The sequence below is a fragment of the Photobacterium malacitanum genome, assembly GCF_900185615.1.
GTDB lineage: Bacteria > Pseudomonadota > Gammaproteobacteria > Enterobacterales > Vibrionaceae > Photobacterium > Photobacterium malacitanum.
The window spans coordinates 394,283-419,746 of record NZ_FYAK01000003.1 but is presented as its reverse complement, the minus strand read 5'-3'; the positions used below and the strand labels follow the sequence as shown (position 1 = coordinate 419,746).

The window sequence follows — 25,464 nt, the reverse complement described above, 5'->3', positions numbered from 1 at the left end:
TTATAAAGTAATCACTTTTTAATGATAAAATATAATTTAATAGTAAATAGATCTGACAAACAGATATTTATTGCTAAACTTATTCCAATCTATAAGTAAATATTCAGATAACACTTACAATCTATGATAATAAATTATTCTTTATAATTATAATTTATGGTTAAAACTTTAACTAATGGCTAGCTTGTACAGCGTTTTTAATTCAGTATGTGCGCCATAAATTAGGGGTGCTAAGCATTAATTCTATTAATAATAGTTGTAATAGTGACAGATTCATCAACGTAATAATTTAATTAGAGCTGAATTTGGTACAAGTATTTAGCCCTTATAAAGGGAAAATTAGAAAGTGCTATTAATTCGTTATTAAAACTTTAAGCGCAACCTGAATCGCAATTTAAAAGGAAATAATCTTTATGATGAGAAAATTAGTTGCTGAGTTTATCGGTACCGGTTGGTTAGTTTTAGGTGGCTGTGGTAGTGCTGTATTGGCAGCTGCATACCCAGACTTAGGTATTGGATTTTTAGGTGTCGCACTGGCATTTGGTTTAACCGTTGTTACTATGGCATATGCTATTGGCCATATTTCAGGTTGTCATTTAAACCCAGCAGTTACTGTTGGTTTATGGGCAGGTGGTCGCTTCCCTACTGGAGACGTTATTCCTTACATTGCATCACAAGTACTTGGCGGTATTGCGGGTGCGGGTGTGCTTTATATTATAGCAAGTGGCCATGCCGGCTTTGATTTAGCAAATGGCTTTGCATCTAATGGTTACGGTGCACATTCTCCTGGTCATTATTCACTACTGTCTTCATTTGTTACTGAAGTTGTAATGACATTCATGTTCTTATTCGTAATTTTAGGTGCGACACATAAGCTTTCTTCGCCACAAATGGCGGGGCTTGCAATTGGTCTAGCACTAACGTTAATTCACTTAATCAGTATTCCAGTAACCAATACATCAGTTAACCCTGCACGTAGTACTGGTCCTGCATTATTTGTTGGCGATTGGGCGACATCACAATTGTGGATGTTCTGGGTAGCACCGCTTATTGGTGCTGTACTTGCCGGTGTTGTTTACCGTTGGTTATGTCCAGACAATGAATATCGTTCAGTAAGCTAATAACGATATCAATACTACAAATAAAGAAGCGAGCTTATGACTAAGCTCGCTTTTTATCGTTACCGTATTTTTAATACAAAGCAATTGTAGAGTCTGTTATTTATTCATCAATGTTAATAAAGCCTGTAACGGATGTTTAAATTGAATATGCGCTAGACGTTTAACTTGGCTGCGGCATGAATATCCAGTCGCCATACAACGCGCAGGATCATACTGTTCAATATTTGCTTTCCAACTTAAATCATAGACCTTTTTAGATGCGTCAAGTTTATCTGCCTCATGACCAAAGGTACCCGCCATACCACAACACCCAACAGCTACCGCTTCCATTACACCGCCTAAATGACTAAATATAGTCCCCCACTGCTTTTCAGCATTTGGCATTTTGGTTTTTTCAGTGCAATGGGCAAATAAATACCATGGCGTATCGTTCACTGGTGTTTTTTGGGGTATGTCTTTTAGAAGTGGTAACAGCCATTCATGTACAGTTAGCACTGTAAATTTCCCGCGCTGTTGTTGCAATACTTCTTGATACTCATCGCGATAACACAGTACCAACGCAGGATCGACCCCGACCATTGGAATATTCAATACCGCTAATTGATTTAAAAAGTCAGCAGTTGAGGATGCCGTTTTTGCAAAAGCCTTTAGGAACCCCTTTACATGTTGGGCTTTACCGTTGGGTTTAAATGGTAACAATATTGGTTTTTTACCTAACCTTTCAACTAAATGAATAAAGTCACGTACAACTTGAGCGTCATAAAAACTGGTAAATGGATCTTGAACTATCAATACATAATTTTGACGTTCATGATCTGATAATGCTTGCAGCCATTGCATGTCAAAACATAAAGCGTGATGACCATCAAGGCTTTCAGCTAATGTTGGGACTGATAATGATGGCATATCTACATAGCCAATGGCTTTTTCTGTCAGCTTTTTAGACCATTGTGGACGAATAAGGCTATTAACAACTACAGGTGCTTTTGCCATTAACGGTAAAACATTTTCAACATACGCGACTAAATAATCTTTCGCAGGTCGCTGATAACGGCTGTAATAGATATTCATAAATCGCGACCGGAAACTGGGTACATCGACTTTTATCGGACATTGGCTGGCACACGCTTTACACGCCAGACAACCATTCATTGCTTCCATCACTTCATGTGAAAAATCATAATGTTCACGAGCTGAACCATAAGTATTCTTCAACCGCTCAATAATCTGCTTTACTGTTGGTGATGTGGTTAATAGTTGTTGTTCCAGTTCATCGGCATTAATACCTTGCTCGGCTAATTGCCTTAACCATTCACGCACCAATCCAGCACGACCTTTCGGTGAATGACGACGATCGGCAGAAATCTTCATCGATGGACACATTGGTGAACTGGTGTCGTAATTAAAACATAAGCCATTGCCATTACATTCCATGGCTTGTTTGAAACTATCGCGAGTCGAAATGGCTATTTGACGATCATAAAAACCACGTTTCACACTATCAACTTTGACTAATTCACTGTCATTGCCAAGTGGTGTACAAATTTTACCTGGATTCATGCGATTATGGGGGTCAAACGCTGCTTTAATACGGCGTAACTCAGTAAATAATTCTTCACCAAAAAACTCAGGGCCATACTCAGACCTAAATCCCTTTCCATGTTCCCCCCACATTAAACCGCCATATTTAGCAACTAATGTAACGACTTGATCCGATATTTGTTTCATTAACAGTTCTTGCTGAGGATCACACATATCTAGTGCAGGTCGCACATGTAATACACCAGCATCAACATGCCCAAACATGCCATAATTAAGAGATTTATCATCTAATAATTGCCTAAACTCAGCAATAAAATCAGCCAGATTTTCAGGTGGAACACAAGTGTCTTCTGCAAATGCTATCGGTTTTTGAGCACCTTTTGCAGCCCCTAATAAACCGACAGCTTTTTTGCGCATGGTATAAATTTTTTGAATCCCAGCAAGATCATCACAAACCTGATAACCAATAACTCCAGCTTGCTGATCCGCTATCAATTGATCAAGTCGCTGACACAGTGCCGCAACTTGTTGTTGATTACCTACAATATCATTACTAGCAAATTCAACCATATTAATACCTAACATGGTTTTTTCCGGTACATCGATTAATAGCTCTTCAACTGTATTCCAGACAATATCTTCTTTAGCTAAATTTAAAACCTTAGAATCTATTGTTTCAACAGATAGCGCATCTGCTGCTACCATCATTGGTGCATTACGTAGTGCTGAATCAAAACTATCGTATTTAATATTAACAAGGGTACGTGATTTTGGAATTGGAGTGATATTCAACTTTGCTTCTGCAATAAATGCTAATGACCCTTCTGCGCCACATAATAGCCGTGCAATATCGAAAGATTGGAGTTGATCATCATACACATTTTTTAAATCATAACCGGTTAGAAAGCGGTTAAGCTGCGGAAATTTATCTAATATTTGTTGGCGTTTATCTCGACAAATTTGAGCGGTTGTTTGTAAGGCTTTATTAACTAACGTATCCTGACTTAAGGCCTCTAATTGTTCCAAACTCAATGGCTCAGTATTGAGTATTGAACCATCAACTAATACCGCAGTCAGAGCTAAAACATGATCAGAGGTCTTGCCATATTTAAGCGACCCTTGGCCGGATGCATCAGTATTTATCATACCGCCAATTGTGGCACGATTACTGGTTGAAAGGTCGGGTGAGAAAAAATATCCATGCTCACGTAAAGCATCATTTAGCTGATCTTTGATCACGCCACTTTGCACGCGAACCCAGCCTTCATCTACATTTATTTCTAATATTTTATTAAAGTAGCGTGAGAGATCAACCACAATACCTGAAGTCAGTGATTGACCATTAGTTCCTGTACCACCACCACGAGGGGTAAATGTAACATGTTGAAATTCTTCACGATCACCTAACTCCCCGACTAATATTAAATCATTAATATCACGCGGTAATATCACAGCTTGGGGCAATTGTTGATAGATGCTATTGTCCGTAGCCATTGCCAAACGGCTTGCATAGCTCTTTTCAATATCACCTTGAAAGCCTGCATTTGATAATGCAGTTAAATACGACAGTACAGCATTATCAATACTGCTTTGATAGGTTAATGCAGGTAACATTATTTCAACTCTCCCTCTCCAGTCGTTACGCAATCATGCGCTGCCGCGTCCTACGACAACTGGGCTTACTATTATAATTACTCGTTCTAACAAAATGTTAAAAGTATATTATTTCACTTTACTCTACCTAGAAACTAAACAAAACTATTTCTACGGTAATATCTTGGTGTTCAGCAGCCGATTAAAATTAGCCTACTGAACACCGACTATTATTACAGTTAAATACCGCCCATGAGGGTATATTTCATCTCGGTATATTCTTCTAAACCTTGATGAGCCCCTTCTCGACCTAATCCCGACTCTTTAACGCCACCAAACGGGGCAAGTTCTGTTGAAATTAGCCCTTCATTAACCCCGACCATGCCATATTCTAAAGCTTCACTTACAGTGAACGCTCGCGAGAGTGATTGAGTATAAATATAAGCAGCTAAGCCTGAATCGGTATGATTAGCGCGTTCAATCACCTCTAGATCATCACTAAAGCTAAAAATAGCAGCTAATGGTCCAAACGTTTCTTCTATTGCCACCAGCATATCATCGCGCACATCACGAATAATCGTTGGCTGAATAAAACAATCACTCGATGGTTGTTGCGAGCCTAAAACTAAACTCGCCCCTTTTAACATCGCATCATGAATATGACGTTCAACTTTTTCAACTGCGGCACGATTGATTAACGGACCAATTGTTACACCAGCATCTAAACCATTACCAACTTTTAATGACGATACTTGTTGATATAATCGTTCAATAAATTGCTCATAAATAGCCTCATGAACATAAATGCGATTTGCACATACGCATGTTTGACCTGCATTACGAAATTTAGCAATCATTACACCATCAACAGCACGATCAATATCGGCATCATCAAAAATAATAAATGGCGCATTACCACCTAGCTCTAATGATACTTTTTTCACCGTCGTTGCCGCTTGTGCCATTAATAATTTACCGACAGCCGTTGAGCCCGTAAAAGATATCTTCCTGACTTTTTTATTACCGGTTAATTCTGCACCAATTTTAACCGCATCCCCAGTAACAACATTAAATAAGCCATCAGGAATACCCGCTTGTTGTGCTAATGCGGCAAAGGCAAGTGCCGTAAAAGGCGTATCCGGTGCAGGTTTTAATACCACAGCACAACCAGCCGCAAATGCCGGAGCACATTTACGCGTGATCATTGCCGCAGGAAAGTTCCACGGTGTAATAGCAGCCACAACACCAACAGGCTGGCGTGACACTAAAATGCGCGCGTCCGTCTTATGGCTTGGAATCATTTCACCATTCATGCGTTTAGCTTCTTCGGCATACCATTCTATAAAGCTAGCAGCATAGGTAATTTCACCCTTAGCCTCACTTAGTGGCTTGCCTTGCTCTAACGTTAAGATTGTCGCCAACTCAGCCGTATTCTCGACAATAAGGTCATACCACTGACGTAATACTGTTGCTTTGTATTTAGCCGTTGTTTTTGCCCATTGGCGATAGGTTTTATCTGCAGCTTCTATCGCAGTGCGGGTTTCTTCCACCCCCATTAGAGGTACATGGCCAATAACGTCTGTTGTGGCAGGATTAGTGATAACTGTCGATTTTCCGGAATAAGCGTTTATCCACTCACCATTAATAAACGCTTGCTGTTTAAACAATCCACCTAAAGATAATGTCATTACTGTACCCTGCTTTATGTATACAATGAATTAAACTTGATATTGATTATCACAAAAGAGATTCATTGAAATATATAACCAACTGATTAATTTATTATATTACACACTTATCATTATATCTGCTTAGAACGATAGCTAATAAAGCACACAGTGTAGAAAAAACAGTAAAAATTATACAATTCATCTGCAAATAACCACCATCACAACTACGCTTTAAATAGTAGTAATAATCGTAATGATTAAATTGAACAATCACTTTGCTGTACTTTAAAGTGGATATTAATTGCTTATGCAAAAAAGTAGACAGCTTACCCATATTCGTCATGGCATAAAAACAGGAACAACGACCTCTTTTATCCATGAACAAGATTTTCCAGCGACAAATCCATTTGTTTTATGGGAACACTTCACATCAAAAAATAACACCCGCCATAGCCTAAATTTTCATGGCCATTCAGGAATAGAAGCTATCAGTTATCCTGTTATCGGTACTATTAATCATCATGATTCGACTCCACAGCACCATACTATTCAGAGTGGAGATATTCACGTAATGACCGCTGGTAAAGGTGTTATTCATAAATCGACAGTCTTACCGCTACAATCAACCAGTGAATCAATTCAACTATGGACCGCCTTACCTGCTGCTAATAATATTGAAATGTGCCAACCCTCAAGCAAATTAGTCACCAAGAACCAATTGCCGCTTATTGAAGTCGACCATTCTGCAACAAAAGTATTAATTGGAAGCTATCATCACCATCACAGTCCTGTAATATGTCATTGTGATGTTATTTTATTAGATATCATTATGACATCATATAGTTCTTGGTGTTTTACTCCTCCACTGCAATATCTCTCTAGCTTTATTTACTTAAAGTCAGGTATTGCTTATAGCGCAAATAATAAACTCACACCATTACAAATGGGCTTATTTGAATCGTCACCAAACCCCATCACAATTACAACAACCAATCAAAGTTCACGTTTTTTCATTGCTTGTGCAGTCCCACTAAAGCAAAAAATGATAACGAATCAACATTCTTTTCACTCAAACGAAAATAATATCAATAAAAGTAAAACCACAATATCAAAATTAATATCAAGTATTAAAACACCTAATTAAAACATGAAACCTAATGATAACAATACCAATAAGTAATACTTATAAGTTTGATATGAACAATAATTTTAATAGCATGATATTATCTCTTTTATACTTATACTAAAAATAAATCATTAATGTGTAATAAACATTATGGCTAGTTTTGTTATTACATAATTACAATTAATGTCAAAGGTATTCTTCATGTTATCCGTAAAAAATTTTTTTTCGAATTATTCAATGTATAAAAAAATCGCCTTTCAAATAACTGCGTTTCTTTTTTTTATTTTCCTTTCTTTTCAATTGCTTGTGCTCTTTAAGTTTTTTAGTGAAGATACATTAAATGTAATTCACAATCACAGCACTAAAATAAATATTCTATTCGTATTTACGCTATTTTTTATTTTATTTTATTTTATAAATGTAATTAATAAATGGTTTATTAACCCATTAAAAAAATTAAACAAAGAATTAAATGAAAAAGGAAATATACTTAACGATGAAAACATTCACGATATAAATATAAGTGACACCTTTAAATACTGCAGCGCTATAATAGACGAAGTAAATAAAAAAGATTCTCAGGTTGATTTTGAAACATCTGAGTTAACAAAAGAAAAACAAGCATTAATGTCGCACAACCAATTAACCTCAAGTATTTTCAATAATAGTCAGGATATTATTATCATTATTGATAATAATGGAATTATAACTCGCGTAAATCCAACCTTCTGTAAATTGATCGGTGTAAAATATGAAAACCTTCTTCACCAACCTTTAATAAACTTTATTAACAAAGTTGCATACAAAAATATTAAAGCTTCTCTTACACATGAGCTTAATCGTTGCCATCACTGGCAAGGTGAATTTACTATTCAACATCTAACCAACAAAAAAACCATTCCACTATATGTAAAAATAAATAAATTTATTGATAATAAAAACAATCATATACAGTATTCCATCATTGCAACAGATTTGACAACAATAAGAGAAATTGACCGCCTTGTTTATATTAATCATCATGACTCATTAACGGAATTACCGAACAGAGTCGCGCTTACGAACCGCTTAAATGATGAACTTAATACACAACAAACAAAATGTCATAAGTTTGCTGTTGTTTTTATTGATCTAGATAACTTTAAAAAAATAAATGATAACTACGGCCATCAAATGGGTGACAAGGTACTAAAAATAACTGCCTACAAATTACGTAACTCTATCAAGAAAACCGATATGGTCGCACGTCTATCGGGTGATGAATTTATAGCAATTATTAACCCAGCAACAACACAAACAGATGTTATTCAAGCATGTGAACGTATACTCAACGTCCTACAGCAACCAATTATCATTAATAAACATCATATAGAAATGAGTGCTAGTCTTGGTTGTTATTACGCTCACCCCAAGCAGCACCAAACAATTGAAGACATTTTATCTCAAGCAGATATTGCAATGTATAAAGCAAAAATGACGGGAAAAGGCAGAATTGTAGAATGTAATTCATTTTAATAAAAATGCCGTATAAATAGAGATTTATACGGCATGATAAATTGGCTTATGGACGGGTTGCTAATTGGAATGTACCATTTGATTGAAACCAAACCACTTGCTTCTGTTTGCGACCAAGTAATAATGGGCCATCATCAAAGAACAAGAAATTCTTCCAATTACGTTTAAATACCCCCCATTTAGTTTCAATAATATTGTATTTTTCATAACAGAAGAAAATAGTGGTGTTATCTTCCCACTTTATATCTGCTAACAACTCTGTAGGTAGCTCAGGCTCATCGCTGTCCCAAGCTTGTTGCCAATCCATCGCTTCGGACCAAATTTTTTTATCAAATGCCCAGTCACCTTTTTCAAAATGATCAGCATCAGAACTTTGGTTACTCACGTGTTCACACCATAATTGCGCCGAACGAGCTTGAGTAAATGGCTTTATTTGTACTAAATCAGCTTCAGCAACAGGCATTGAAGCATGAGTGAAAATCCATTTACGTACGTAACTATCAAATTCGGTATAATTCATTTGTCAGCCTAAAAAAATAAACACCACGCAATGTACATCAGTGCTGATATTTGTTCCAGTCTCTGACTAATAATTTTCACCTATCAAGGCCAAAACCAAAAAAAGATACGAATGTTATCGTACCTTTAGTTATAAGCTTACACCATTTAATGCTGCTATTGGATTACTTATTAGGTTGCCATAGATCGCTTACCCAACCACCAACATTATCATCATAGTGATTATCTAAAAACGTCGGCGTCGTTCTTATTGGTGTATCATGATGACAATCAAGAAGTTCAGATATATGCCTCGCCATCGGATCATCGGTAGACTGCATTTGCCTTTTTTGAGCAATTTCTTTAATTATCTGTAAACGATATGACGAGTTCATTTTTTTCATCTTTGACTCCTCTTGCAATGAGATACATAAATAACGACTAAATAAAAATAGGCTCATCTCTAGATTTCGTCAAATAACTGTCTTTAAATTGTCACATATTTAAGCTATAGCTATTCATGCCTTTTACTTTAAAAACAAAAACTTAAAAATAACAAACATTAATTATAAAATATATTATTGATAAGATAATTTTAACTAACTGATTATAATGACTTTTTAAAATATCTTTTTTTTAACATTTACTAATTATTTACACCAAGATTTAATCTTTGTTGCGTAATTAACAGCGTTAAATTTACAGTACATCTGCTAGACTATTAATATTCATTATTAACATCGTTATTTTCATTGTTTCAGGAGTGTTTGTGCGTTTATTGCCTATTATTACATTTTCTTTGGTGAGTATATTTAGCTCTATCATTAATGCTAACGCAAGCACATTAGCGACCCCCTCTTCTATAGATAAGCCTGTTACTCAATTATTCCCCAATAAAAACAACCAATGTAATAAAACTCTAAAATATAAGGTTTTTTTTGAAGGGCATCATATTGGTGATTACGAGCGTAATTTAGTTTGGGATGGTACACATGCAAATATTTATACCAACAGTACTGTTAGTGTTTTAATTACTAAAGCAAAGTTAAACCAGCACTCAAAACTTCATTGGTCGCAACAACGCCAAAGTTTTGTTACAGATTCGTTTCAACGTAATATAAAAGGCTTAATGACAGGAAAAGTATCTGCCATTTTTACCGATGACGGTGCACAATCAACAGTAACGGAAGGCGGAAAGACACATCAATTCAGTGAGTCTTTATTACCAATACTTGATGGTGATACGATTGGTACCCAGATGCGATTAGATATAATGCAAGGAAAGAAAAACTTCGACTTTATTTTACAAAATAGTGATGACACTAGCCATTACTACTTCAAAGTGGTCGGAGAAGAAACAATAGCAACCAATTTTGGTGATCTAAAAACCATCCGTGTTGACCAAATAAAGAAAAGCGATCGCCAACTGTCACTCTGGTTTGCACCATCCATTGATTACCAACTAGTTCGTGCGACATATAAACGTAAATTACTGGATTTAAAAGCAGTTTTAATCAGCAAGAAAATACACTGTCCGCAACCCATCATCCTTAAATAATCTCAAAACCATCAGACAGTCACTATTTGAATGACTGTTTGATGGTAATCTCATTTAGCTATCGCTTTACCGCCAATGATTTTATACGCAGGCGTTCCTCTAACTAAGGCTTCGCGTGCAAATATGGTTTGACATTCAGGGCAAATGCACGCTTGTAGCGTAAAATCTCTACTGATCCTTTCTTTAAAACATTTCACCAACGCACCTTTACCACCTTTGCGGTATTTAAATAACAGTGTTTTACAGCGACAACATATTACATCAACCGTTTTAGTCGGTCCTTTCTTATTAGGTTTAGCCATTATAATGCTTATTTTTATAACTATTGATGAGATTGAATAATTACAGATTGGACTAATTGAGCAATAATATCCTTATCTTGCTCAAAAACATGCGCTAAATTACCATATTTTGGTTGATGGCGATCATTTTCATAAGCATGCTGCCAACCTTTCGTCATGGATATAAATTGCTCAGCAAATTGTGGCGAAATAGCTAAACATCCAGCTAAAACAGTATCAACATAAGTTTGAATAATGGGTTTTTGATGGCATGGTGAGCAAAAATCATCATTAACATAAACCCATACTGGGGCTGTAATATCTACAGTCGACTTATCTATACAAGTGATCTTATCCCATTCTATTTCTATTCGTTGGTAACCATGCTCACGCTTATCAAACTCCGCTAATACGATGGCATCAACCTCGACCAACACGCCATTACATTGCCCTTGCTGTGGAATAACGACTAATGGCGAAATGGGATAACTGCCCGCTATTTTTCCCCAATACCGTTGCAATCCTTCAACAACGACTGGAATTGCTTCACCAGTATTACCTGTACGTTGACGTGAATCTGCATTGATCAAACTTCCATAGCCAAAAATATACATAATGCTCCCTCTTATTATATAACTTATTTAGCCTACCACTTTCTAAAAAGGTAATGTAAAAAAACGGCAAAAATCCATCCATCGTTGCTGGTAATCTATTAGTAACTGAGTATCAACCGCTTTAAATTTCACCTTCTCATTGGGCTTAACTTGAGCGAGACGCAATAGATCCATTCGAGTAATACACCCTAAAACAGGGTATCCCCCTAAAGTCTGACGATCATTTAATAAAACAATAGGTACCCCATCAGGCGGGATTTGAATCGCCCCTGTTGCAATTGGCTGTGAAATTAATTCCATTGCCACTCCGGTTACTTTTTCACCTTCTAATCGGCATCCCATACGATCTGAGGCTGGACTAACTTGATAATGGTGCCTATAAAACCGTTTTTTTTGCTGATTTGTAAAGGCGTTAGCTTGATAAGCTTCAATAACATGTAGCACCACATCAATACTATAATCTGGAATATATTCCGTTGGTACGACAGAATATCGGTTTAATAAAGCCACTTTATAGCCATCAAGCACTGTATTACTCGCTAATGGCTGACCGCGTTCTAACCCACCCAATTGTTCTCGCATAACGGTTGCCGTACTACCCAATACTTTAGGAACGTTAAAGCCACCTCTAATTGCAAGATAAGCACGCAAGCCATGTTTAGCCACCCCAAATTGCAATACTTGGCCTTTTTTCAGAAGAAAAGACCGCCATGGTGCTATTGGCTGACCATCAATTGTTGCCGCCATATTGGCACCTGTTAATGCGCATTGGCAGTCGTCCAATGCTTCAAAACAAGCTAAACCTACGGTCAATTCTAATTGTGCGGCGTTACTGTCGTTAGATAAAAGATAATTAGCCCAACAAAAAGCATGTAAATCCATTGCACCACCTTGTGTGACGCCTTGTTGAGCACCACCATAACGACCTAAATCTTGTATTAATAATAATATGCCTGGATTTATGATGGCCAAACGGGACATATCACACCTCCAAGTGCTAAGAATGTCGCACGATCAATCGCATTGAATTTTACTTTATCGCCAACAGCAAAGCAGGATTGTGGGTAAGTTGTAGTCTCAAATACAGATTGCGGGCAATTGCCAATAATATGCCATCCGCCAGGACTCGTTTGAGGATAAATTGCCGTTTGCTGATCAGCAATGCCAACACTACCAGCAGGAACACATGGTCGAGGAGTCTGATGACGAGGAACGGCAATTGCCTCATCAACGCTTGATAAAAATGCAAAGCCAGGTGCAAAACCTATCGCACCAATATCGTATGTTTGACGACTATGCAATGCAATAACAGCCTCTATACTTAGCTGCCGTGACATTGCTAAAGAAGGCAAATCAGGACCAACTTCAGGGTGATAATAAATCGCTAGCTGGTGTACTTTTACAGGTGCTCGCCGTTGGTCAATATTATACTCTTGATACCAGTTCAAACAGATATGCTGTAATTGATTGAAATCGCATTGACTCAACTTATATTGCAGCATTACTTTAGTATATGACGGCACAATTTCAACAATAAATGCAGTATATTGCCGCTCAAAATATGTGACAAAATCAGCAATACATTGGGTCGTTTCAGCACTTATCACTGCACTGAACTCTACCATTAGTGTACCTTCTGAGATTGGAGTTATTTTCATATTACCCCCCATCATCACCACAAGGATTAGCAGCAATAATCAATTCAGCTAATGTTTTGACTGACTGAACGGCGGTCGGATTATCACCATGCACACATATTGAATCGACCTCCAATAATAACCAATCACCAGTGAGCGTTTGCACTTTTCCCTGTAATAGTTGTTGCATTTGTTGTTGAATTGCAGCGGGTGAACTTAAGATCGCATTAGGTTGTTCACGAGGCATCAGCATCCCTGATGCTAAATAGGTACGATCAGCAAAAGCCTCAAAGATAAGACTTACATTATTATCATGCGCAATAGTTTTATAATACTGATTATCTTTACGTGAAAGGACCATTAAAGCGAGAGGCTGTTGGCGACAGTGGTTAAGTTTATTGAGTGTTTTAATTATAACAGTGAAGATCTGTTCATCCATCATCATATCGTGATAGAGCGCACCATGTGGTTTTACATAATGCAGCGTTGAATTTTGTAACTGACACAAACTTTCCAATGCGCCAATTTGATAGCTCATTAGATGTGCAATAGCAGGTAAAGAATGCGCAATATGGCGTCGACCAAAGCCTAACTTGTCATCATAACTAGGGTGTGCGCCTAACATAACCCCATGCTGATTGGCCAAGCGTATCGTTTCCGCCATTGTGTCTGGATCTGCCGCATGAAAACCACAAGCAATGTTTGCCATTGAAATTGAAGCCATAACATCACTATCATTGCCTTTTTTCCATACACCAAAACTTTCACCCATATCACAATTTAATTTCATTCGCCCTCCTAGCGCTAACAACATGCCATAAATATTATGTCGTTATTCCTAACTGAGTGTAGTATTAAATAGCTAACATGATGATTTAAATTACCTTAGCTATAATGGTTATCAAATCATAACGCCATCTAATATCACCCCCAAGAAAGGATGCTAATGAAGACAATTTTAATTTTGCTCAGTGCTGTATTTTTATTATCAGCGTGCTCACCAACAGTTGGCAGCGAGAAGTGGTGTAAGCAACTAAAAGACAAAGCTAAAGGAGAATGGACTGCGAATGAAGCGGTTGAGTTTACCAAAAACTGTATTATTCGCTTAAGTGACGATAAAAAATAAATCAAAAACACACTTAATTACGATTAAGATAACAGTGAACATTTGGGTAATCTTTAGACGAAAAAAAGCTCATCAAATGATGAGCTTTTTAAAAAGATGGTGCCCCGGGCCGGACTTGAACCGGCACAGCGCGAACGCCGAGGGATTTTAAATCCCTTGTGTCTACCAATTCCACCACCAGGGCACGCAATTTCTTGCGATGGGTAAGACACCATCTGTAGATACCGCTATCAAGCCATATCTTTTAATTTTTATATTTCTCTTACCTACTCAGTGTAGATAAATAGATGGTGCCCCGGGCCGGACTTGAACCGGCACAGCGCGAACGCCGAGGGATTTTAAATCCCTTGTGTCTACCAATTCCACCACCAGGGCACGCAATTTCTTGCGATGGGTAAGACACCATCTGTAAATATCGCCATTAAGCCATATTTTTTAATTTGGTGTAACACTCAAGGTTCCCGATCTTCTAAACTCAGGCGTGACCTCAACATCGTTGATGTCATCTCTTATGTTACTAAATACTGACAACGTCAATATTTCAAAATTTGGAGCGACACACGAGGTTCGAACTCGTGACCTCAACCTTGGCAAGGTTGCGCTCTACCAGCTGAGCTAGTGTCGCAAGAGGAAGTATGGAGGCGCGTCCCGGAGTCGAACCGAGGTACACGGATTTGCAATCCGCTGCATAGCCACTCTGCCAACGCGCCATATTTCCTAACCAGAGACGCTGATGTCTCGTGGTATGGGGTGCATTGTACGGATTGCTGGGGTTGAGTCAACAGCATTTTTAAAATTTATGTTTGTTTGATTATTTTACATACAAAACAAGTCGTTCCGATTACATGCCATACAATAAACTACATAATGTCACGCATTGAATCTGAAGGAATAATTGCATCTGAACAGGTTGTTACTCGATGGCTCAGCTTTTGTGCTAATAATAAAGACTGTGCAATGGTGTGTTTATTGATTCGCTCAGCAAGATATCCTGCGACAAAGGCATTATCTGCAATATCATCACCTTGTTTAACGGCCAACTTAATGCTTGCTACACGTAATAGTGAGTTTGAACTGATCACTAAAGTACATACCGTACATCCATTTTTCTTGGTTTGCTTAAAGACAACCTCACGGCACCCCCATTTAATATAACGTTGAGTTAAATAACGTGAACTTCCCCAAATTCGCATTTCATCATTTAAATCAATAAAGGCAATATCGACATAAGGAAATATTTTCTCGTACCAATATTGAGCTTGTCTTGTTGACCATAAGTCATTCCGAAAATTATTATCGAGATAAACTTTACCGCCACGTTGTTTATGTATTTCCAATAACGACAACAATAATGTTTTATCATCATCTGTTAATGCAGCAATACTGCTACCGCTAATATAAATTGCGCCATAATCATGCTTCATTAAGGCATGATTTAATAATGCAGGGCCATAAGAAAAATAATACCGCATTGCATTATCTTTATTCCAATAATGATAGTGTCGTTGACCATGGCTATCGGTTTCAATAAAACATAAATTAGGGTATTTAGTTGCTAAACATTTGACTAAACTAGTATCTATATTTTCTTGTTGCCAGCGCTGCATCATTTTCATCGAGATTTTTTCAATCCCAATACAGGTCGCATAACTGACATCAATAGCACGTGAACCGCCTAGCCTTGCCAAATATAAAGCACGGTTAACGACATTACCGCCATATGTTTGATGTCGAGGTGAATGGTTTAGCTCAACTAATGCTTCGCCCAAAAAGACAATCTTCATATCTTCCTCGCTATAGATAGCGGTAGATGACAATACGTATATTGAAACTGACTAATTAAAAGCGTAATACATTCTGCTTTATCTCTATCCTTACAATATTCTAGATTTAGACTTATTTTAGAGCTAAGTATCATTTAATACGAAAAAATAAAATATACCTATTAATTAGTGTTTTTGCGCTATTTAATGCTAAAGAATACCGCTCATATTTATGATACAGCTCACTCAAAACGATGATATATATTGATAGGTAACATCTAAAAATGACTTATATACTGACACGGTCAATATACATTTAACACTTACAACTGTAATTGTTAATGATGAACTATATATGATTTCCGTACCTGCATAGGTTACAATTTCATAAGTAATAACACTTTATGACGGTGTAATATCTATCGCCCTCTAATTATTATCAGCGGAGCCTTGCTCCTGATTTTTTTATTGATATGGACTGAGATATGGAAGCAGAACAAATAGAAATACTTAATTTTATCAGCCAATATCCACCCTTCGATTTGCTACCAGAACAACAACTGAATGAGTTAGCAATCGAAATTGAAGTGGCCTATCACCGTGCAGACAGCATGATTTTAAACCTAGGTGATAGTATCAATGATCTGTTTCTCATTCGAAGCGGTGCGGTCGAAGTCTATCGCCGCAAAGGAGAACTTTATAACCGTTTAGATGAAGGTGATATTTTTGGCCAAATGGGATTATTAATGAATAATCGCGTTAGAATGCCAGCAAAAGCTTTAGAAGACACCCTGCTCTATTGTATTCCTAATAGTCTTTTTACCAAACTCTGTGACGATTTCGATAGCTTTGCAGATTTTGTCGAAGTTGATGATGGTTCTCGACTCCGTCATGCTGTATCTCGCCAAAATGATGAAAACGATTTAACCACCTCTAAAGTTCGTACATTATTAACACGTGATGCGGTGATCCTTGATCAAAATGCAACCATTCAAGTCGCCGCTCAAACGATGGCAGAAGAAGGCATATCTGCATTATTAATCAGCGATGAAACTATCGTTGATGACGATGATGATAACGACCTCGTTGTTGGAATCATTACCGATCGCGATTTATGTACCCGTGTGCTAGCACAAGGAGTATCAACGTCCAATCCTGTCTCAACGGTGATGTCAGCAGATCCAATCACACTGGATCATAATGCCTATGTCTTTGAAGCTATGTTGACGATGTTGCGTTATAACATTCATCACCTTCCTGTGATGCGAAACAAACATCCGGTTGGTATTATCAGTGTCTCTGATATTGTGCGCTATGAATCTCAAAACAGTTTATTACTGGTAAGCAGTATCTATCAGCAACAATCTGTTGAAGAATTAACAGTGCTTTCAACCCAAGTTAAAGACTGTTTTGTACGCATGGTCAATGAAGATGCCAACTCGCATATGATTGGTAGCGCAATGGCTGAAATCGGACGAAGCTTTAAGCAACGGTTACTTGAACTTGCAGAAGAAGAATATGGTCCGCCTCCTGTGCCTTACTGTTTCCTTGCTTTAGGCTCAATGGCTCGTGACGAACAATTGATTGTTACCGACCAAGATAACGCCATTATTCTTGATAATAACTTCAATCATGCCAAGCATAACGCTTACTTTGAAAAGCTATCTAAATTTGTCTGTGATGGGCTAGCTGAATGTGGCTATACCTATTGCACTGGCGATATTATGGCAACGAATCCAGAGTGGCGTAAAACACGTCAACAATGGGAGGATTGCTTCGCTGATTGGATTGATAACCCTAAACCTGTCGCATTACTTAATAGCTCAATATTTTTTGATCTTGGCGGGGTATGGGGCAAAACTAAATGGGCCAAACAGCTCAATGGCTTTATTGTACGACGAGCGCGTAATAGCCCTCGCTTCTTGTCTTGTTTAGCACGTAATGCGTTAAATCGCACTCCGCCGCTTGGTTTTTTCAAAGATTTTGTGATGGAAAAAGATGGTCGTCATAACAACTCAATCAATCTTAAACGCCGTGGTACTGCACCTTTAGCGGATTTGATTCGTGTACATGCCCTTGCTGTTGGTTCTCGTTCACAAAACTCATTAGAACGCCTTGATGACATCATTGATAGCGGTATTTTACCACCAGGTCGAGCACAAGATTTACGTGATGCGATGGAATATATTTCACTCGTGCGTATTCGTCACCAAGCACTTGATATTGAAGCAGGGATCGAGCCAGACAATAGTATAGAGCCTGAAAACATGTCTGATTTTGAACGCCGTAATCTCAAAGACGCGTTCCAGATTTTGAGTAAAGCACAAAACTTTGTCAAATTTCGTTATCAGTCAGCACGCTAATAAAAAGAGCCATTAATGTTTCATCATGGATCAAAACACTCAGCTTCTGTGCACTTTATACGTAATATCGCCACTCCAGATTGGCATTTACGTTTTCAACGATTAGCACAAGAAGCACAGGATAGCCGTATAAAATCTTATTATCAGGCCGGTATTATTAGTGAAGACACGCCACTATGCGAGGTGCCATTTGTTGCTCTCGACTTTGAAACAACAGGCCTTAATTCAAATAGTGACGATATCGTTAGTATTGGATTAGTACCGTTTGATATTCATCGAATTTATTGCCGCCAGTCACAACACTGGGTAGTAAAACCTAAGGTGAAATTAGAAGAAGATTCGGTCGTTATTCACGGTATTACCCATTCTGATGTTCAACAGGCGCCAGATTTACGCCGTATTCTTGAAGCAGTATTAGATGCTCTCGCAGGGAAAGTTGTTGTGGTGCATTATAAAAATATTGAGCGCCAATTTATGGATCGAGCGTTAAAGATTCGTTTAGGAGAAGGCATTCAATTTCCCGTTGTTGATACTTTAGCCATTGAAGCTACAATCCAGCAACAGCAATTTGGTGGGTGGTGGAATAAATTAAAAGGCAAACGTCCAGGCTCGGTACGCTTAGGTAAATGCCGTTCTCGTTATGGGTTGCCTGCCTATCAACCCCATCACGCGTTAACCGACTCTTTAGCAACCGCAGAATTACTTCAAGCGCAAATAGCCTACCATTTTAGTCCTGATACTCCGATTAGTAAGTTATGGGAGTAATATTTTAGCGCCTGTAAGTCATGTAAAAAAGCAGCCTTTAGATATCCTCTAAAGGCTGCTTTTATTACGTTACATTTATTGCAATTACTTCACTAAGAAATTATTTATAACGCTCAGTTCTAAAGCCCATTAACAAGCTAATACACATAATAATCAAAATAAACGTAAACGGTAATGCCGTTGAAATCGTACCTGCTTGCAATGCTTGAATAGCTTGCGTGCCACCTACCCATAACAACGCAATGGCGATAAGACCTTCAATTGATGCCCAGAAAACACGCTGTGGAATTGGAGCATCAATTTTACCACCAGCAGTAATACTATCGATAACTAATGAACCTGAGTCTGATGAGGTTACGAAGAACACTAAAATCAGAATCACAGAGATAAACGATAAAATGCTACCAAATGGTAATGCGTCATACATCTGGAACATTGCTAGTGGTACTTCAGTAATACCTTTCGCGCCTAATGTACCAATATGATCCATAATTTGGTGAATTGCTTGACCACCGAAGACAGACATCCATACCGAAGTAACCACGGTCGGCGTAATAATAACCGCAATTAAGAATTCGCGAACAGTACGGCCTTTTGAGATACGAGCAATAAACGAACCAACAAATGGTGACCATGAAATCCACCAAGCCCAATAAACGATTGTCCAAGCATGCATCCACTTTTCATCTGGACGATTATAAGGGTCACTTAGTGGAATAAAGTTTTCAATATAACCCATAATTGTTTTTGGTAAGGTATCCATTGAAACAGAAAAACCAACCAGAGCAACAAAAATAAGTAAAACAACCGCGACTAACATATTAATGTTACTGAGTAATTTAACCCCAGAGTCAATACCTTTAACCACTGAATAAATAGCGGCCATGGTAACGACAACAATAATTGTTATTTGTAGCCCTAAACCACCATGCATTCCAAATACATGATTAATACCACTTGCAGCTTGCTGAGCACCTAAGCCTAATGAAGTTGCTAAACCAAACAGTGTCGCTAAAACAGCCAGAATATCAATAATATGTCCAGGCCAACCCCATGTGCGATCGCCTAAAATAGGGTAAAACACAGAGCGAATAGAAAGCGGCAACCCTTTGTTATAGCAAAAAAATGCCATAGACAAGCCAACAACAGCGTAAATTGCCCACGGGTGTAAACCCCAATGGTACATGGTTGCACCCATTGCAACTTTAAATGCTTCTGGCGTACCAGGAGTCACATTTAGCGGTGTTGAACCACCCCAGCCAGTAAAGTAAGCGGCAGGCTCGGCAACACTCCAGAACATCAAGCCGATACCCATACCGGCAGCGAAAAGCATTGATAACCATGACAATGTTGAATGCTCTGCTTTCGCTTTTTGTCCACCAATACGGATACGACCATAAGGTGAAATGATTAACGCTAAACAAAAAAGGACAAAGAAATTACCCGCCCATATAAATAAAGAAGCAAACTGATTAACAATCGCCCCTTTAACACCATCTAATGCTGCTTTAGCGGTTGCTGGATCTGAAATTAAAATCGCCACTAAAAAAATGATTATAAGTCCAGCACTCACACCAAAAACGGCATTATGCACATCAAATCCCCACTTTTGGACATTATCTTGACCAATAGTGTAATCTGTATTATCTATACTATATTTATCGTGTTTACTCATTTATTACATCCTGTTAGGTATCGCCTCAACTATAATATTTAGTCATGTAAACAAAAATCAAAGCGCCATTATATAACCATTAATAGGCGAGAACTGTCAACATAGAGCAAAAACAGCAATATAGGCTATATTCACTGCTTCCTAATCTTAATATATTCGTTGTTATTGATTAGTTTTAATGACCGTTAACATATTTTTATTTGTATTCTAATCATTCATTGCTACAACTTTAGTTCATTTTAAATTTTTAACTGTTTTTTATGTGCAACGACAACAAATTTAATTTATTTTTATGACGTTTAATCAATAGATTAGCTATAATATTGAAAAATAAGACAACCAATAATATTTGCAATATATAGACAAACAATCGTTACGCTTATTTATAATATTATAAGACTGAATTAGCCTTTATTTATCGATATATTTAAATAGCGAGAAAAAACGTTTAGCAAGATAAAAAAACTGGATTATTACGTATAATTAATTATTAAGTTTGCAGAAATTAAACTTAGATTGGTGATATTTTATACAAAACAGCACCAAAAAATAGTCAAATAACAATAGTAAAATCTGTTAACCAAATTCAAGAGAGATAAAAGTACATCTTTTTGAACAACCAATACCAGGTTGTTCGCTCTGTTCTGGTGCAATAAGCATTAATGGTTGTAGGCAGTGTTCACAAGCAACAAGCTTACCTTGCATAACTTTTTTAATCACAGCATGCTGATCGCTAAATGATTTCTTGGTTTGCTTATTTAATTGCGAAAAATCTAATTTCATATAGTGTCCTCTTGCGTTAACCATAAAAAGGGCTGCTCACCCTTTTTATTAATATCATGATGATTTTATAATTCAAAATCATCAAAATCATTATTATCTATTTGACGCTCAAGGTATGCGACTAAATCATCATGACCGCCAATATAATGACCCGCTAAAATAATCTGCGGTACTGTTCTTACTGTAACATTGGCAAATTGATGTATAAAATCAACCATCACAGTTTTAGTTAACTGTTGTCCTAATACTAATGTTGAATATTCAATACCCTGTTGATCAAGTAATGCTTTTGCTTTTACACAATAAGGGCAATTCGGCTGCGTGATAACAACACTTTGGTATGCCATTAACTGCTCTATTGTCAAACCTTGGTCAATGCTCATAAACTCATTTATCTTCTAGATCAAAAATGGTATTAACGATAAAACAATATCAGGTACTAGTAAATTTTATCAACAACACAATTGAAAAAAACAGCGACAAAAGTACAAATATTACCCATATAATTCAGTTTACCCACGCAAATATATAAAAATTACACACAGCATAAGTTTGACAAACAAGTTAACAATTTTTAGTTCAACATATATTGAATAATCATTAAAAAAAGATAATATTGAGCATGACAGTGAAATAAGTTATTGCCATTAAAAGGCTTTTTATCACTTACTTAATCACTGACAAGCATTTTATAAATCATTATTTACAACACACTTCATTATTCATATACGGATGTATTGATTTTTTTATAATATTCCAAAGGAGAGCACTGGTGGATATTTCAGCTGTCACATATCAAACATACAATAAAGGTGAACTTACACAGCTACTGGATATTGCCCGTGATGCTATTCGAGGTCATTTTTCAGATAAAGCTATTTCAACTTCAGCACCGAAACTGGATCACTACACCCGCAAAATGCTGCAACCAGCGGCATGTTTTGTCACTTTAGAAGTAAACGGCCAACTGCAAGGCTGTATTGGTTCAACCATCGCAACAAGGCCTTTAATCTTAGAGATGCACAATAAAGCGATTGCGAGTGCTTATGAAGATCGCCGTTTTATGCCTCTTGCTGAAGAACAACTTGATGATTTAAGTATTGAAGTAGAAGTTCTATCGCCACTTGTTATTCAGCCGTTTAGTACTGAAGCTGAGTTATTTGAATATTTATCTCATCATAAACAAGGCGTATTACTAACTGATAAACATGTACAAACAGTGGTATTACCTAGCGCGTGGCGCCGAGGATTATCAACCCCTCAATTTATACAACTACTCAAACAAAAAGCAGGCTGGCCAGCTAATTATTGGTCAGACACCATGGTCATTAAAACATTTACCACTTGCGCCCTAAAAGAAAATTTCAAAACAATTCGTGGGAAATATTTCTAAGTTTAATTCCACAATTAACTTTATCCAGACAAAACAGCATGTTCTCTAACGCTGTTTTGTCGACAAGATAACATAACCTCTTTTCACTCATGTCATAGTTAGCAGCATCCAATCCCTAAGATTATTCAATCTTTCATTTAATATAGCGATAGCCCCAAATGAAAACCCTATGTCGTTGTTTTATGCTGGTATTATTATTGAGTGTAAACAGCTGTAGTGTACTTACAGCAAACAAGCCTTCACCTTGGGTTAAATTAACCACTCAAACTGCGAATTTTCACATTGCTAACGACAATGTTATTCTCGATAAAACATCATCAAAAAAATTCTATAACCACCTTCGCCTTACCTGTGCGCAAGGAGCCGTTAATATTAAGAAAATCAAAATTCATTATGACAATGGTGAGTTTCAGCTGTTTAGAACAAAAGGCTTAATGACTCAAAATAGTACTAGTCCACCAGAGTTACTTGATTACCCCGATAGCAAAATTACCGCAATTGAAATCAACTTTCATCGCTTAGGTAATAAACAATTATCAATCGCAGATATAACCTCTAAAGCTGTCATTGAAGTTTGGGGCAAAGAACAACAACCAATCATCTTCAGCTAGTAACAATGGTGATGTATAACGTCATCAAAGGCTGATATTAAGCAGTTATACATTCTCACTAAATGCTATATCGACCCAAACTAAGCGATGATCAGAGCCGGCTGTTGGCTTCTCACGACCTTTGTCATCGAGTATCAATTGTCGTAAAGGGTGTTTTTTTGATGGCCAGAACACCCCGCTGTCTAATACAGTTAGATCATCTGACGGCAAAACATAATCTAAACGCATACCACCTAGATGCGTCCATTCATTACGCCGCCCTTTGCGTCGCTGCCATGGTCGATATTCACTACCACCATCACTTTTAGGGGTTAACGCCCCATGACTTACTTGCTGATGAATACGACTATGATTGAGCAACTGCTTAATCGGCGCTTTTAAACCATCGCCATCAACCACATCAGCATTAAGATCACCTAAAACGATAAATGATTGTTCATTGCTTAAACCACCACGATTTCCGCGATCATCTTCTAAATAATCAACATTATCGAGAATATCGCAAACTAATTGAATTTCATCATGATTACGTTTGGCATTACGTCGTTCAGGCCCATCAAATACCGGTGGCGTCGGATGGCAACACACAAGATTAATTACTTGCTGATCATATTCAATAGGAACAATAAGATGATTTTTAGAAGATAATCGTAATATGTCGATGGCTTCATCACTGTAAAAATCACGTGGAATTAATGCATTGGGCATTTTATTCCACAACATATGTTGCCATGACCGAATATTTTCATTTTGGATTGGATACTTAGACAATAATACAAAGCCAAAATTACCATGAAAATGACCAAATCCCATCCCATCAGCTGGTAATGAAATAACACCATCATTATTTAAATCAATTCCAGTTAACAAGCCAGTATTCGTTGCAGGACATAAGCGATATGGGTATTTAATAGGACGTTGATCGTATTGGCCAACAGATAAATAATTATCACAAAAATTAGCCAGAGCGCCATCATCGCCTCCTGCTCCCAGATGATCAAACTCACACAGTAATATCACATCAGCCGCAGCATGCTGAATAATGGCGGCTAAACGTCGTAAACGCGGATTATTGGAGCTAGAGGTTAATGCTAATATTTTTTCTGGCTCGGTATCAGACATCGAAATATTATACATTGCAACACGAAGTAATAGATCGCAATTAGACGCAGATTTCACTTAACATTCTCATATACTTATACTTTCATTGCATATATTGTAATAGCCATTGTCCATTCAACCAATAACAAACACACCAATGATTGCACGATTAAGCCTAGCGATTGCCGACTAACGCATTTAATGCCAAACGAATTTGTTTTGCATCATGACTTGCTCGATGCCGCACAGGGCCTTGACGCTCAAGTGCTAATTGAAAATGCACCCGCTCAATACCATTATGTTGCTTTAACCAACAACAGATCTCTGTCAGCATAAATGAAGGTCGCATATGTGCTGCATGATATAACCGACCTAGCCAAAATAAATCCCACTCACTATCACAAAAAACCAACTCATATTGTCCAAGTACTGCATTCAGATGCCGGCAAACATCAACCACTTGCTTACCATTGGCTTCTAATTCAGAACGGGGAATTTTATGAATATGTGACTCAGAAAAAGCATCCCAATACACCCACTCATCACTGGCAGATAAAGGATTAATCAATAAACTATTATCGGTACCATTAGGCAGTGAATATCCTACTTCTATTGGATAAGAAAATTCGGATAATCCTGATGCTTCAAAATCTAACGTCGCCCACATATACACTCCCTGTTAGGAATATCATATTAATCACTTGTATCTATGAATCTAACAGTATTCAT

General features: G+C 37.4%; 24 protein-coding genes and 4 tRNA genes. 9 read left to right on the top strand and 19 right to left on the bottom strand.

Annotated features, from left to right (window positions below; all coding sequences use genetic code 11):
• Positions 1 to 416: 416 nt before the first annotated feature.
• Positions 417 to 1,121, top strand: a complete 705-nt coding sequence (gene aqpZ / locus PMAL9190_RS11235; RefSeq protein WP_200813411.1) for an aquaporin Z — start codon at positions 417 to 419, stop codon at positions 1,119 to 1,121.
• A 96-nt stretch (positions 1,122 to 1,217) separates the two neighbouring features.
• On the opposite strand, the gene ydiJ is transcribed toward aqpZ, so the two are convergent.
• The gene (gene ydiJ / locus PMAL9190_RS11230) at positions 1,218 to 4,277 is read right to left on the bottom strand and encodes a D-2-hydroxyglutarate dehydrogenase YdiJ (RefSeq protein ID WP_087845265.1); all 3,060 of its coding nucleotides are present in this window, start codon (positions 4,275 to 4,277) and stop codon (positions 1,218 to 1,220) included.
• Between the two features lie 218 nt (positions 4,278 to 4,495).
• Positions 4,496 to 5,944, bottom strand: coding sequence for an NAD-dependent succinate-semialdehyde dehydrogenase (locus PMAL9190_RS11225; protein ID WP_087845264.1), 1,449 nt, complete (start codon positions 5,942 to 5,944; stop codon positions 4,496 to 4,498).
• Positions 5,945 to 6,233: 289 nt separating this feature from the next.
• Here PMAL9190_RS11225 and PMAL9190_RS11220 point away from each other — a divergent pair, with 289 nt between their 5' ends.
• Both PMAL9190_RS11220 and PMAL9190_RS11215 read left to right on the top strand, forming a co-directional pair.
• Positions 6,234 to 7,070, top strand: a complete 837-nt coding sequence (locus PMAL9190_RS11220) for a pirin family protein (protein WP_087845263.1) — start codon at positions 6,234 to 6,236, stop codon at positions 7,068 to 7,070.
• 219 nt (positions 7,071 to 7,289) lie between these two features.
• Entirely contained in the window at positions 7,290 to 8,567 is a 1,278-nt protein-coding gene (locus PMAL9190_RS11215; protein WP_159458390.1) for a GGDEF domain-containing protein, read from the top strand.
• Positions 8,568 to 8,613: 46 nt separating this feature from the next.
• Here PMAL9190_RS11215 and PMAL9190_RS11210 read toward each other — a convergent pair whose 3' ends face one another.
• A complete protein-coding gene (locus PMAL9190_RS11210) occupies positions 8,614 to 9,087 on the bottom strand; it encodes a DUF2947 domain-containing protein (RefSeq protein ID WP_065168350.1) in 474 nt (157 codons plus the stop codon).
• Between the two features lie 163 nt (positions 9,088 to 9,250).
• The gene (locus tag PMAL9190_RS11205; RefSeq protein WP_087845261.1) at positions 9,251 to 9,469 is read right to left on the bottom strand and encodes a hypothetical protein; all 219 of its coding nucleotides are present in this window, start codon (positions 9,467 to 9,469) and stop codon (positions 9,251 to 9,253) included.
• A gap of 365 nt (positions 9,470 to 9,834) precedes the next feature.
• Here PMAL9190_RS11205 and PMAL9190_RS11200 point away from each other — a divergent pair, with 365 nt between their 5' ends.
• On the top strand, positions 9,835 to 10,623 hold the full coding sequence (locus PMAL9190_RS11200; RefSeq protein ID WP_087845260.1) for a DUF3108 domain-containing protein: 789 nt from the start codon (positions 9,835 to 9,837) through the stop codon (positions 10,621 to 10,623).
• Positions 10,624 to 10,673: 50 nt separating this feature from the next.
• Here the strand turns inward: PMAL9190_RS11200 and PMAL9190_RS11195 are convergent, their stop codons facing one another.
• Genes PMAL9190_RS11195 through PMAL9190_RS11175 form a run of 5 tightly spaced genes read right to left on the bottom strand, consistent with a single transcriptional unit; the run spans position 10,674 to position 13,945 of the window.
• The gene (locus PMAL9190_RS11195; RefSeq protein WP_087845259.1) at positions 10,674 to 10,925 is read right to left on the bottom strand and encodes a hypothetical protein; all 252 of its coding nucleotides are present in this window, start codon (positions 10,923 to 10,925) and stop codon (positions 10,674 to 10,676) included.
• A gap of 20 nt (positions 10,926 to 10,945) precedes the next feature.
• Entirely contained in the window at positions 10,946 to 11,518 is a 573-nt protein-coding gene (locus PMAL9190_RS11190; RefSeq protein ID WP_087845258.1) for a gamma-glutamylcyclotransferase family protein, read from the bottom strand.
• Between the two features lie 42 nt (positions 11,519 to 11,560).
• The gene (locus PMAL9190_RS11185) at positions 11,561 to 12,499 is read right to left on the bottom strand and encodes a 5-oxoprolinase subunit C family protein (protein ID WP_087845257.1); all 939 of its coding nucleotides are present in this window, start codon (positions 12,497 to 12,499) and stop codon (positions 11,561 to 11,563) included.
• Positions 12,478 to 13,176 (bottom strand): 5-oxoprolinase subunit B family protein, encoded by a 699-nt coding sequence (locus PMAL9190_RS11180; RefSeq protein ID WP_087845256.1) that lies wholly within the window; start codon positions 13,174 to 13,176, stop codon positions 12,478 to 12,480. The genes PMAL9190_RS11185 and PMAL9190_RS11180 overlap by 22 nt, the downstream gene beginning before the upstream one ends.
• Before the next feature lies 1 nt (position 13,177).
• Positions 13,178 to 13,945, bottom strand: coding sequence for a 5-oxoprolinase subunit PxpA (locus PMAL9190_RS11175; protein WP_087845255.1), 768 nt, complete (start codon positions 13,943 to 13,945; stop codon positions 13,178 to 13,180).
• Positions 13,946 to 14,101: 156 nt separating this feature from the next.
• On the opposite strand from PMAL9190_RS11175, the gene PMAL9190_RS11170 reads away from it, so the two are divergent.
• Positions 14,102 to 14,281 (top strand): DUF3012 domain-containing protein, encoded by a 180-nt coding sequence (locus PMAL9190_RS11170; RefSeq protein WP_065168342.1) that lies wholly within the window; start codon positions 14,102 to 14,104, stop codon positions 14,279 to 14,281.
• A 97-nt stretch (positions 14,282 to 14,378) separates the two neighbouring features.
• Here PMAL9190_RS11170 and PMAL9190_RS11165 read toward each other — a convergent pair.
• From PMAL9190_RS11165 to PMAL9190_RS11145, 5 genes are all read right to left on the bottom strand, one after another.
• Positions 14,379 to 14,465, bottom strand: a tRNA-Leu gene (locus PMAL9190_RS11165).
• Between the two features lie 104 nt (positions 14,466 to 14,569).
• Positions 14,570 to 14,656, bottom strand: a tRNA-Leu gene (locus tag PMAL9190_RS11160).
• A 174-nt stretch (positions 14,657 to 14,830) separates the two neighbouring features.
• Positions 14,831 to 14,906, bottom strand: a tRNA-Gly gene (locus tag PMAL9190_RS11155).
• Positions 14,907 to 14,917: 11 nt separating this feature from the next.
• A tRNA-Cys gene (locus PMAL9190_RS11150) sits at positions 14,918 to 14,991 on the bottom strand.
• Positions 14,992 to 15,141: 150 nt separating this feature from the next.
• On the bottom strand, positions 15,142 to 16,065 hold the full coding sequence (locus PMAL9190_RS11145; RefSeq protein ID WP_087845254.1) for a PfkB family carbohydrate kinase: 924 nt from the start codon (positions 16,063 to 16,065) through the stop codon (positions 15,142 to 15,144).
• 464 nt (positions 16,066 to 16,529) lie between these two features.
• On the opposite strand from PMAL9190_RS11145, the gene PMAL9190_RS11140 reads away from it, so the two are divergent.
• Entirely contained in the window at positions 16,530 to 18,407 is a 1,878-nt protein-coding gene (locus PMAL9190_RS11140) for a DUF294 nucleotidyltransferase-like domain-containing protein (RefSeq protein WP_087845253.1), read from the top strand.
• A gap of 15 nt (positions 18,408 to 18,422) precedes the next feature.
• Entirely contained in the window at positions 18,423 to 19,172 is a 750-nt protein-coding gene (locus PMAL9190_RS11135; RefSeq protein WP_087845252.1) for a 3'-5' exonuclease, read from the top strand.
• A gap of 100 nt (positions 19,173 to 19,272) precedes the next feature.
• Here the strand turns inward: PMAL9190_RS11135 and PMAL9190_RS11130 are convergent, their stop codons facing one another.
• From PMAL9190_RS11130 to PMAL9190_RS11120, 3 genes are all read right to left on the bottom strand, one after another.
• The gene (locus tag PMAL9190_RS11130; protein ID WP_087845251.1) at positions 19,273 to 20,847 is read right to left on the bottom strand and encodes a BCCT family transporter; all 1,575 of its coding nucleotides are present in this window, start codon (positions 20,845 to 20,847) and stop codon (positions 19,273 to 19,275) included.
• 576 nt (positions 20,848 to 21,423) lie between these two features.
• Positions 21,424 to 21,630, bottom strand: a complete 207-nt coding sequence (locus PMAL9190_RS11125; protein WP_087845250.1) for a hypothetical protein — start codon at positions 21,628 to 21,630, stop codon at positions 21,424 to 21,426.
• Between the two features lie 65 nt (positions 21,631 to 21,695).
• On the bottom strand, positions 21,696 to 22,013 hold the full coding sequence (locus PMAL9190_RS11120) for a glutaredoxin domain-containing protein (RefSeq protein ID WP_087845249.1): 318 nt from the start codon (positions 22,011 to 22,013) through the stop codon (positions 21,696 to 21,698).
• A gap of 389 nt (positions 22,014 to 22,402) precedes the next feature.
• Here PMAL9190_RS11120 and amrA point away from each other — a divergent pair, with 389 nt between their 5' ends.
• Both amrA and PMAL9190_RS11110 read left to right on the top strand, forming a co-directional pair.
• Complete coding sequence (amrA, locus tag PMAL9190_RS11115) at positions 22,403 to 23,023, top strand: AmmeMemoRadiSam system protein A (RefSeq protein WP_087845248.1); 621 nt, start codon at positions 22,403 to 22,405, stop codon at positions 23,021 to 23,023.
• A 158-nt stretch (positions 23,024 to 23,181) separates the two neighbouring features.
• Positions 23,182 to 23,634 carry a DUF2541 family protein gene (locus PMAL9190_RS11110; protein ID WP_087845247.1) on the top strand — a complete coding sequence of 151 codons (453 nt, stop codon included), beginning with the start codon at positions 23,182 to 23,184 and terminating at the stop codon, positions 23,632 to 23,634.
• Positions 23,635 to 23,679: 45 nt separating this feature from the next.
• Here PMAL9190_RS11110 and PMAL9190_RS11105 read toward each other — a convergent pair whose 3' ends face one another.
• Both PMAL9190_RS11105 and PMAL9190_RS11100 read right to left on the bottom strand, forming a co-directional pair.
• Complete coding sequence (locus PMAL9190_RS11105) at positions 23,680 to 24,813, bottom strand: endonuclease/exonuclease/phosphatase family protein (RefSeq protein ID WP_235004345.1); 1,134 nt, start codon at positions 24,811 to 24,813, stop codon at positions 23,680 to 23,682.
• A 97-nt stretch (positions 24,814 to 24,910) separates the two neighbouring features.
• Positions 24,911 to 25,402, bottom strand: a complete 492-nt coding sequence (locus PMAL9190_RS11100; RefSeq protein WP_087845246.1) for a hypothetical protein — start codon at positions 25,400 to 25,402, stop codon at positions 24,911 to 24,913.
• Between the last annotated feature and the right edge of the window lie 62 nt (positions 25,403 to 25,464).

Coding starts and splice junctions, on each gene's coding strand:
- PMAL9190_RS11195 (WP_087845259.1), bottom strand. CDS start 10,925: ATGGCTAAACCTAATAAGAAAGGACCGACTAAAACGGTTGATGTAATA.
- ydiJ (WP_087845265.1), bottom strand. CDS start 4,277: ATGTTACCTGCATTAACCTATCAAAGCAGTATTGATAATGCTGTACTG.
- PMAL9190_RS11130 (WP_087845251.1), bottom strand. CDS start 20,847: ATGAGTAAACACGATAAATATAGTATAGATAATACAGATTACACTATT.
- PMAL9190_RS11170 (WP_065168342.1), top strand. CDS start 14,102: ATGAAGACAATTTTAATTTTGCTCAGTGCTGTATTTTTATTATCAGCG.
- aqpZ (WP_200813411.1), top strand. CDS start 417: ATGAGAAAATTAGTTGCTGAGTTTATCGGTACCGGTTGGTTAGTTTTA.
- PMAL9190_RS11140 (WP_087845253.1), top strand. CDS start 16,530: ATGGAAGCAGAACAAATAGAAATACTTAATTTTATCAGCCAATATCCA.
- PMAL9190_RS11125 (WP_087845250.1), bottom strand. CDS start 21,630: ATGAAATTAGATTTTTCGCAATTAAATAAGCAAACCAAGAAATCATTT.
- PMAL9190_RS11100 (WP_087845246.1), bottom strand. CDS start 25,402: ATGTGGGCGACGTTAGATTTTGAAGCATCAGGATTATCCGAATTTTCT.
- PMAL9190_RS11180 (WP_087845256.1), bottom strand. CDS start 13,176: ATGAAAATAACTCCAATCTCAGAAGGTACACTAATGGTAGAGTTCAGT.
- PMAL9190_RS11220 (WP_087845263.1), top strand. CDS start 6,234: ATGCAAAAAAGTAGACAGCTTACCCATATTCGTCATGGCATAAAAACA.
- PMAL9190_RS11185 (WP_087845257.1), bottom strand. CDS start 12,499: ATGTCCCGTTTGGCCATCATAAATCCAGGCATATTATTATTAATACAA.
- PMAL9190_RS11145 (WP_087845254.1), bottom strand. CDS start 16,065: ATGAAGATTGTCTTTTTGGGCGAAGCATTAGTTGAGCTAAACCATTCA.
- PMAL9190_RS11120 (WP_087845249.1), bottom strand. CDS start 22,013: ATGAGCATTGACCAAGGTTTGACAATAGAGCAGTTAATGGCATACCAA.
- PMAL9190_RS11135 (WP_087845252.1), top strand. CDS start 18,423: ATGTTTCATCATGGATCAAAACACTCAGCTTCTGTGCACTTTATACGT.
- PMAL9190_RS11210 (WP_065168350.1), bottom strand. CDS start 9,087: ATGAATTATACCGAATTTGATAGTTACGTACGTAAATGGATTTTCACT.
- PMAL9190_RS11190 (WP_087845258.1), bottom strand. CDS start 11,518: ATGTATATTTTTGGCTATGGAAGTTTGATCAATGCAGATTCACGTCAA.
- PMAL9190_RS11110 (WP_087845247.1), top strand. CDS start 23,182: ATGAAAACCCTATGTCGTTGTTTTATGCTGGTATTATTATTGAGTGTA.
- PMAL9190_RS11205 (WP_087845261.1), bottom strand. CDS start 9,469: ATGAAAAAAATGAACTCGTCATATCGTTTACAGATAATTAAAGAAATT.
- PMAL9190_RS11175 (WP_087845255.1), bottom strand. CDS start 13,945: ATGAAATTAAATTGTGATATGGGTGAAAGTTTTGGTGTATGGAAAAAA.
- PMAL9190_RS11225 (WP_087845264.1), bottom strand. CDS start 5,944: ATGACATTATCTTTAGGTGGATTGTTTAAACAGCAAGCGTTTATTAAT.
- PMAL9190_RS11215 (WP_159458390.1), top strand. CDS start 7,290: ATGTATAAAAAAATCGCCTTTCAAATAACTGCGTTTCTTTTTTTTATT.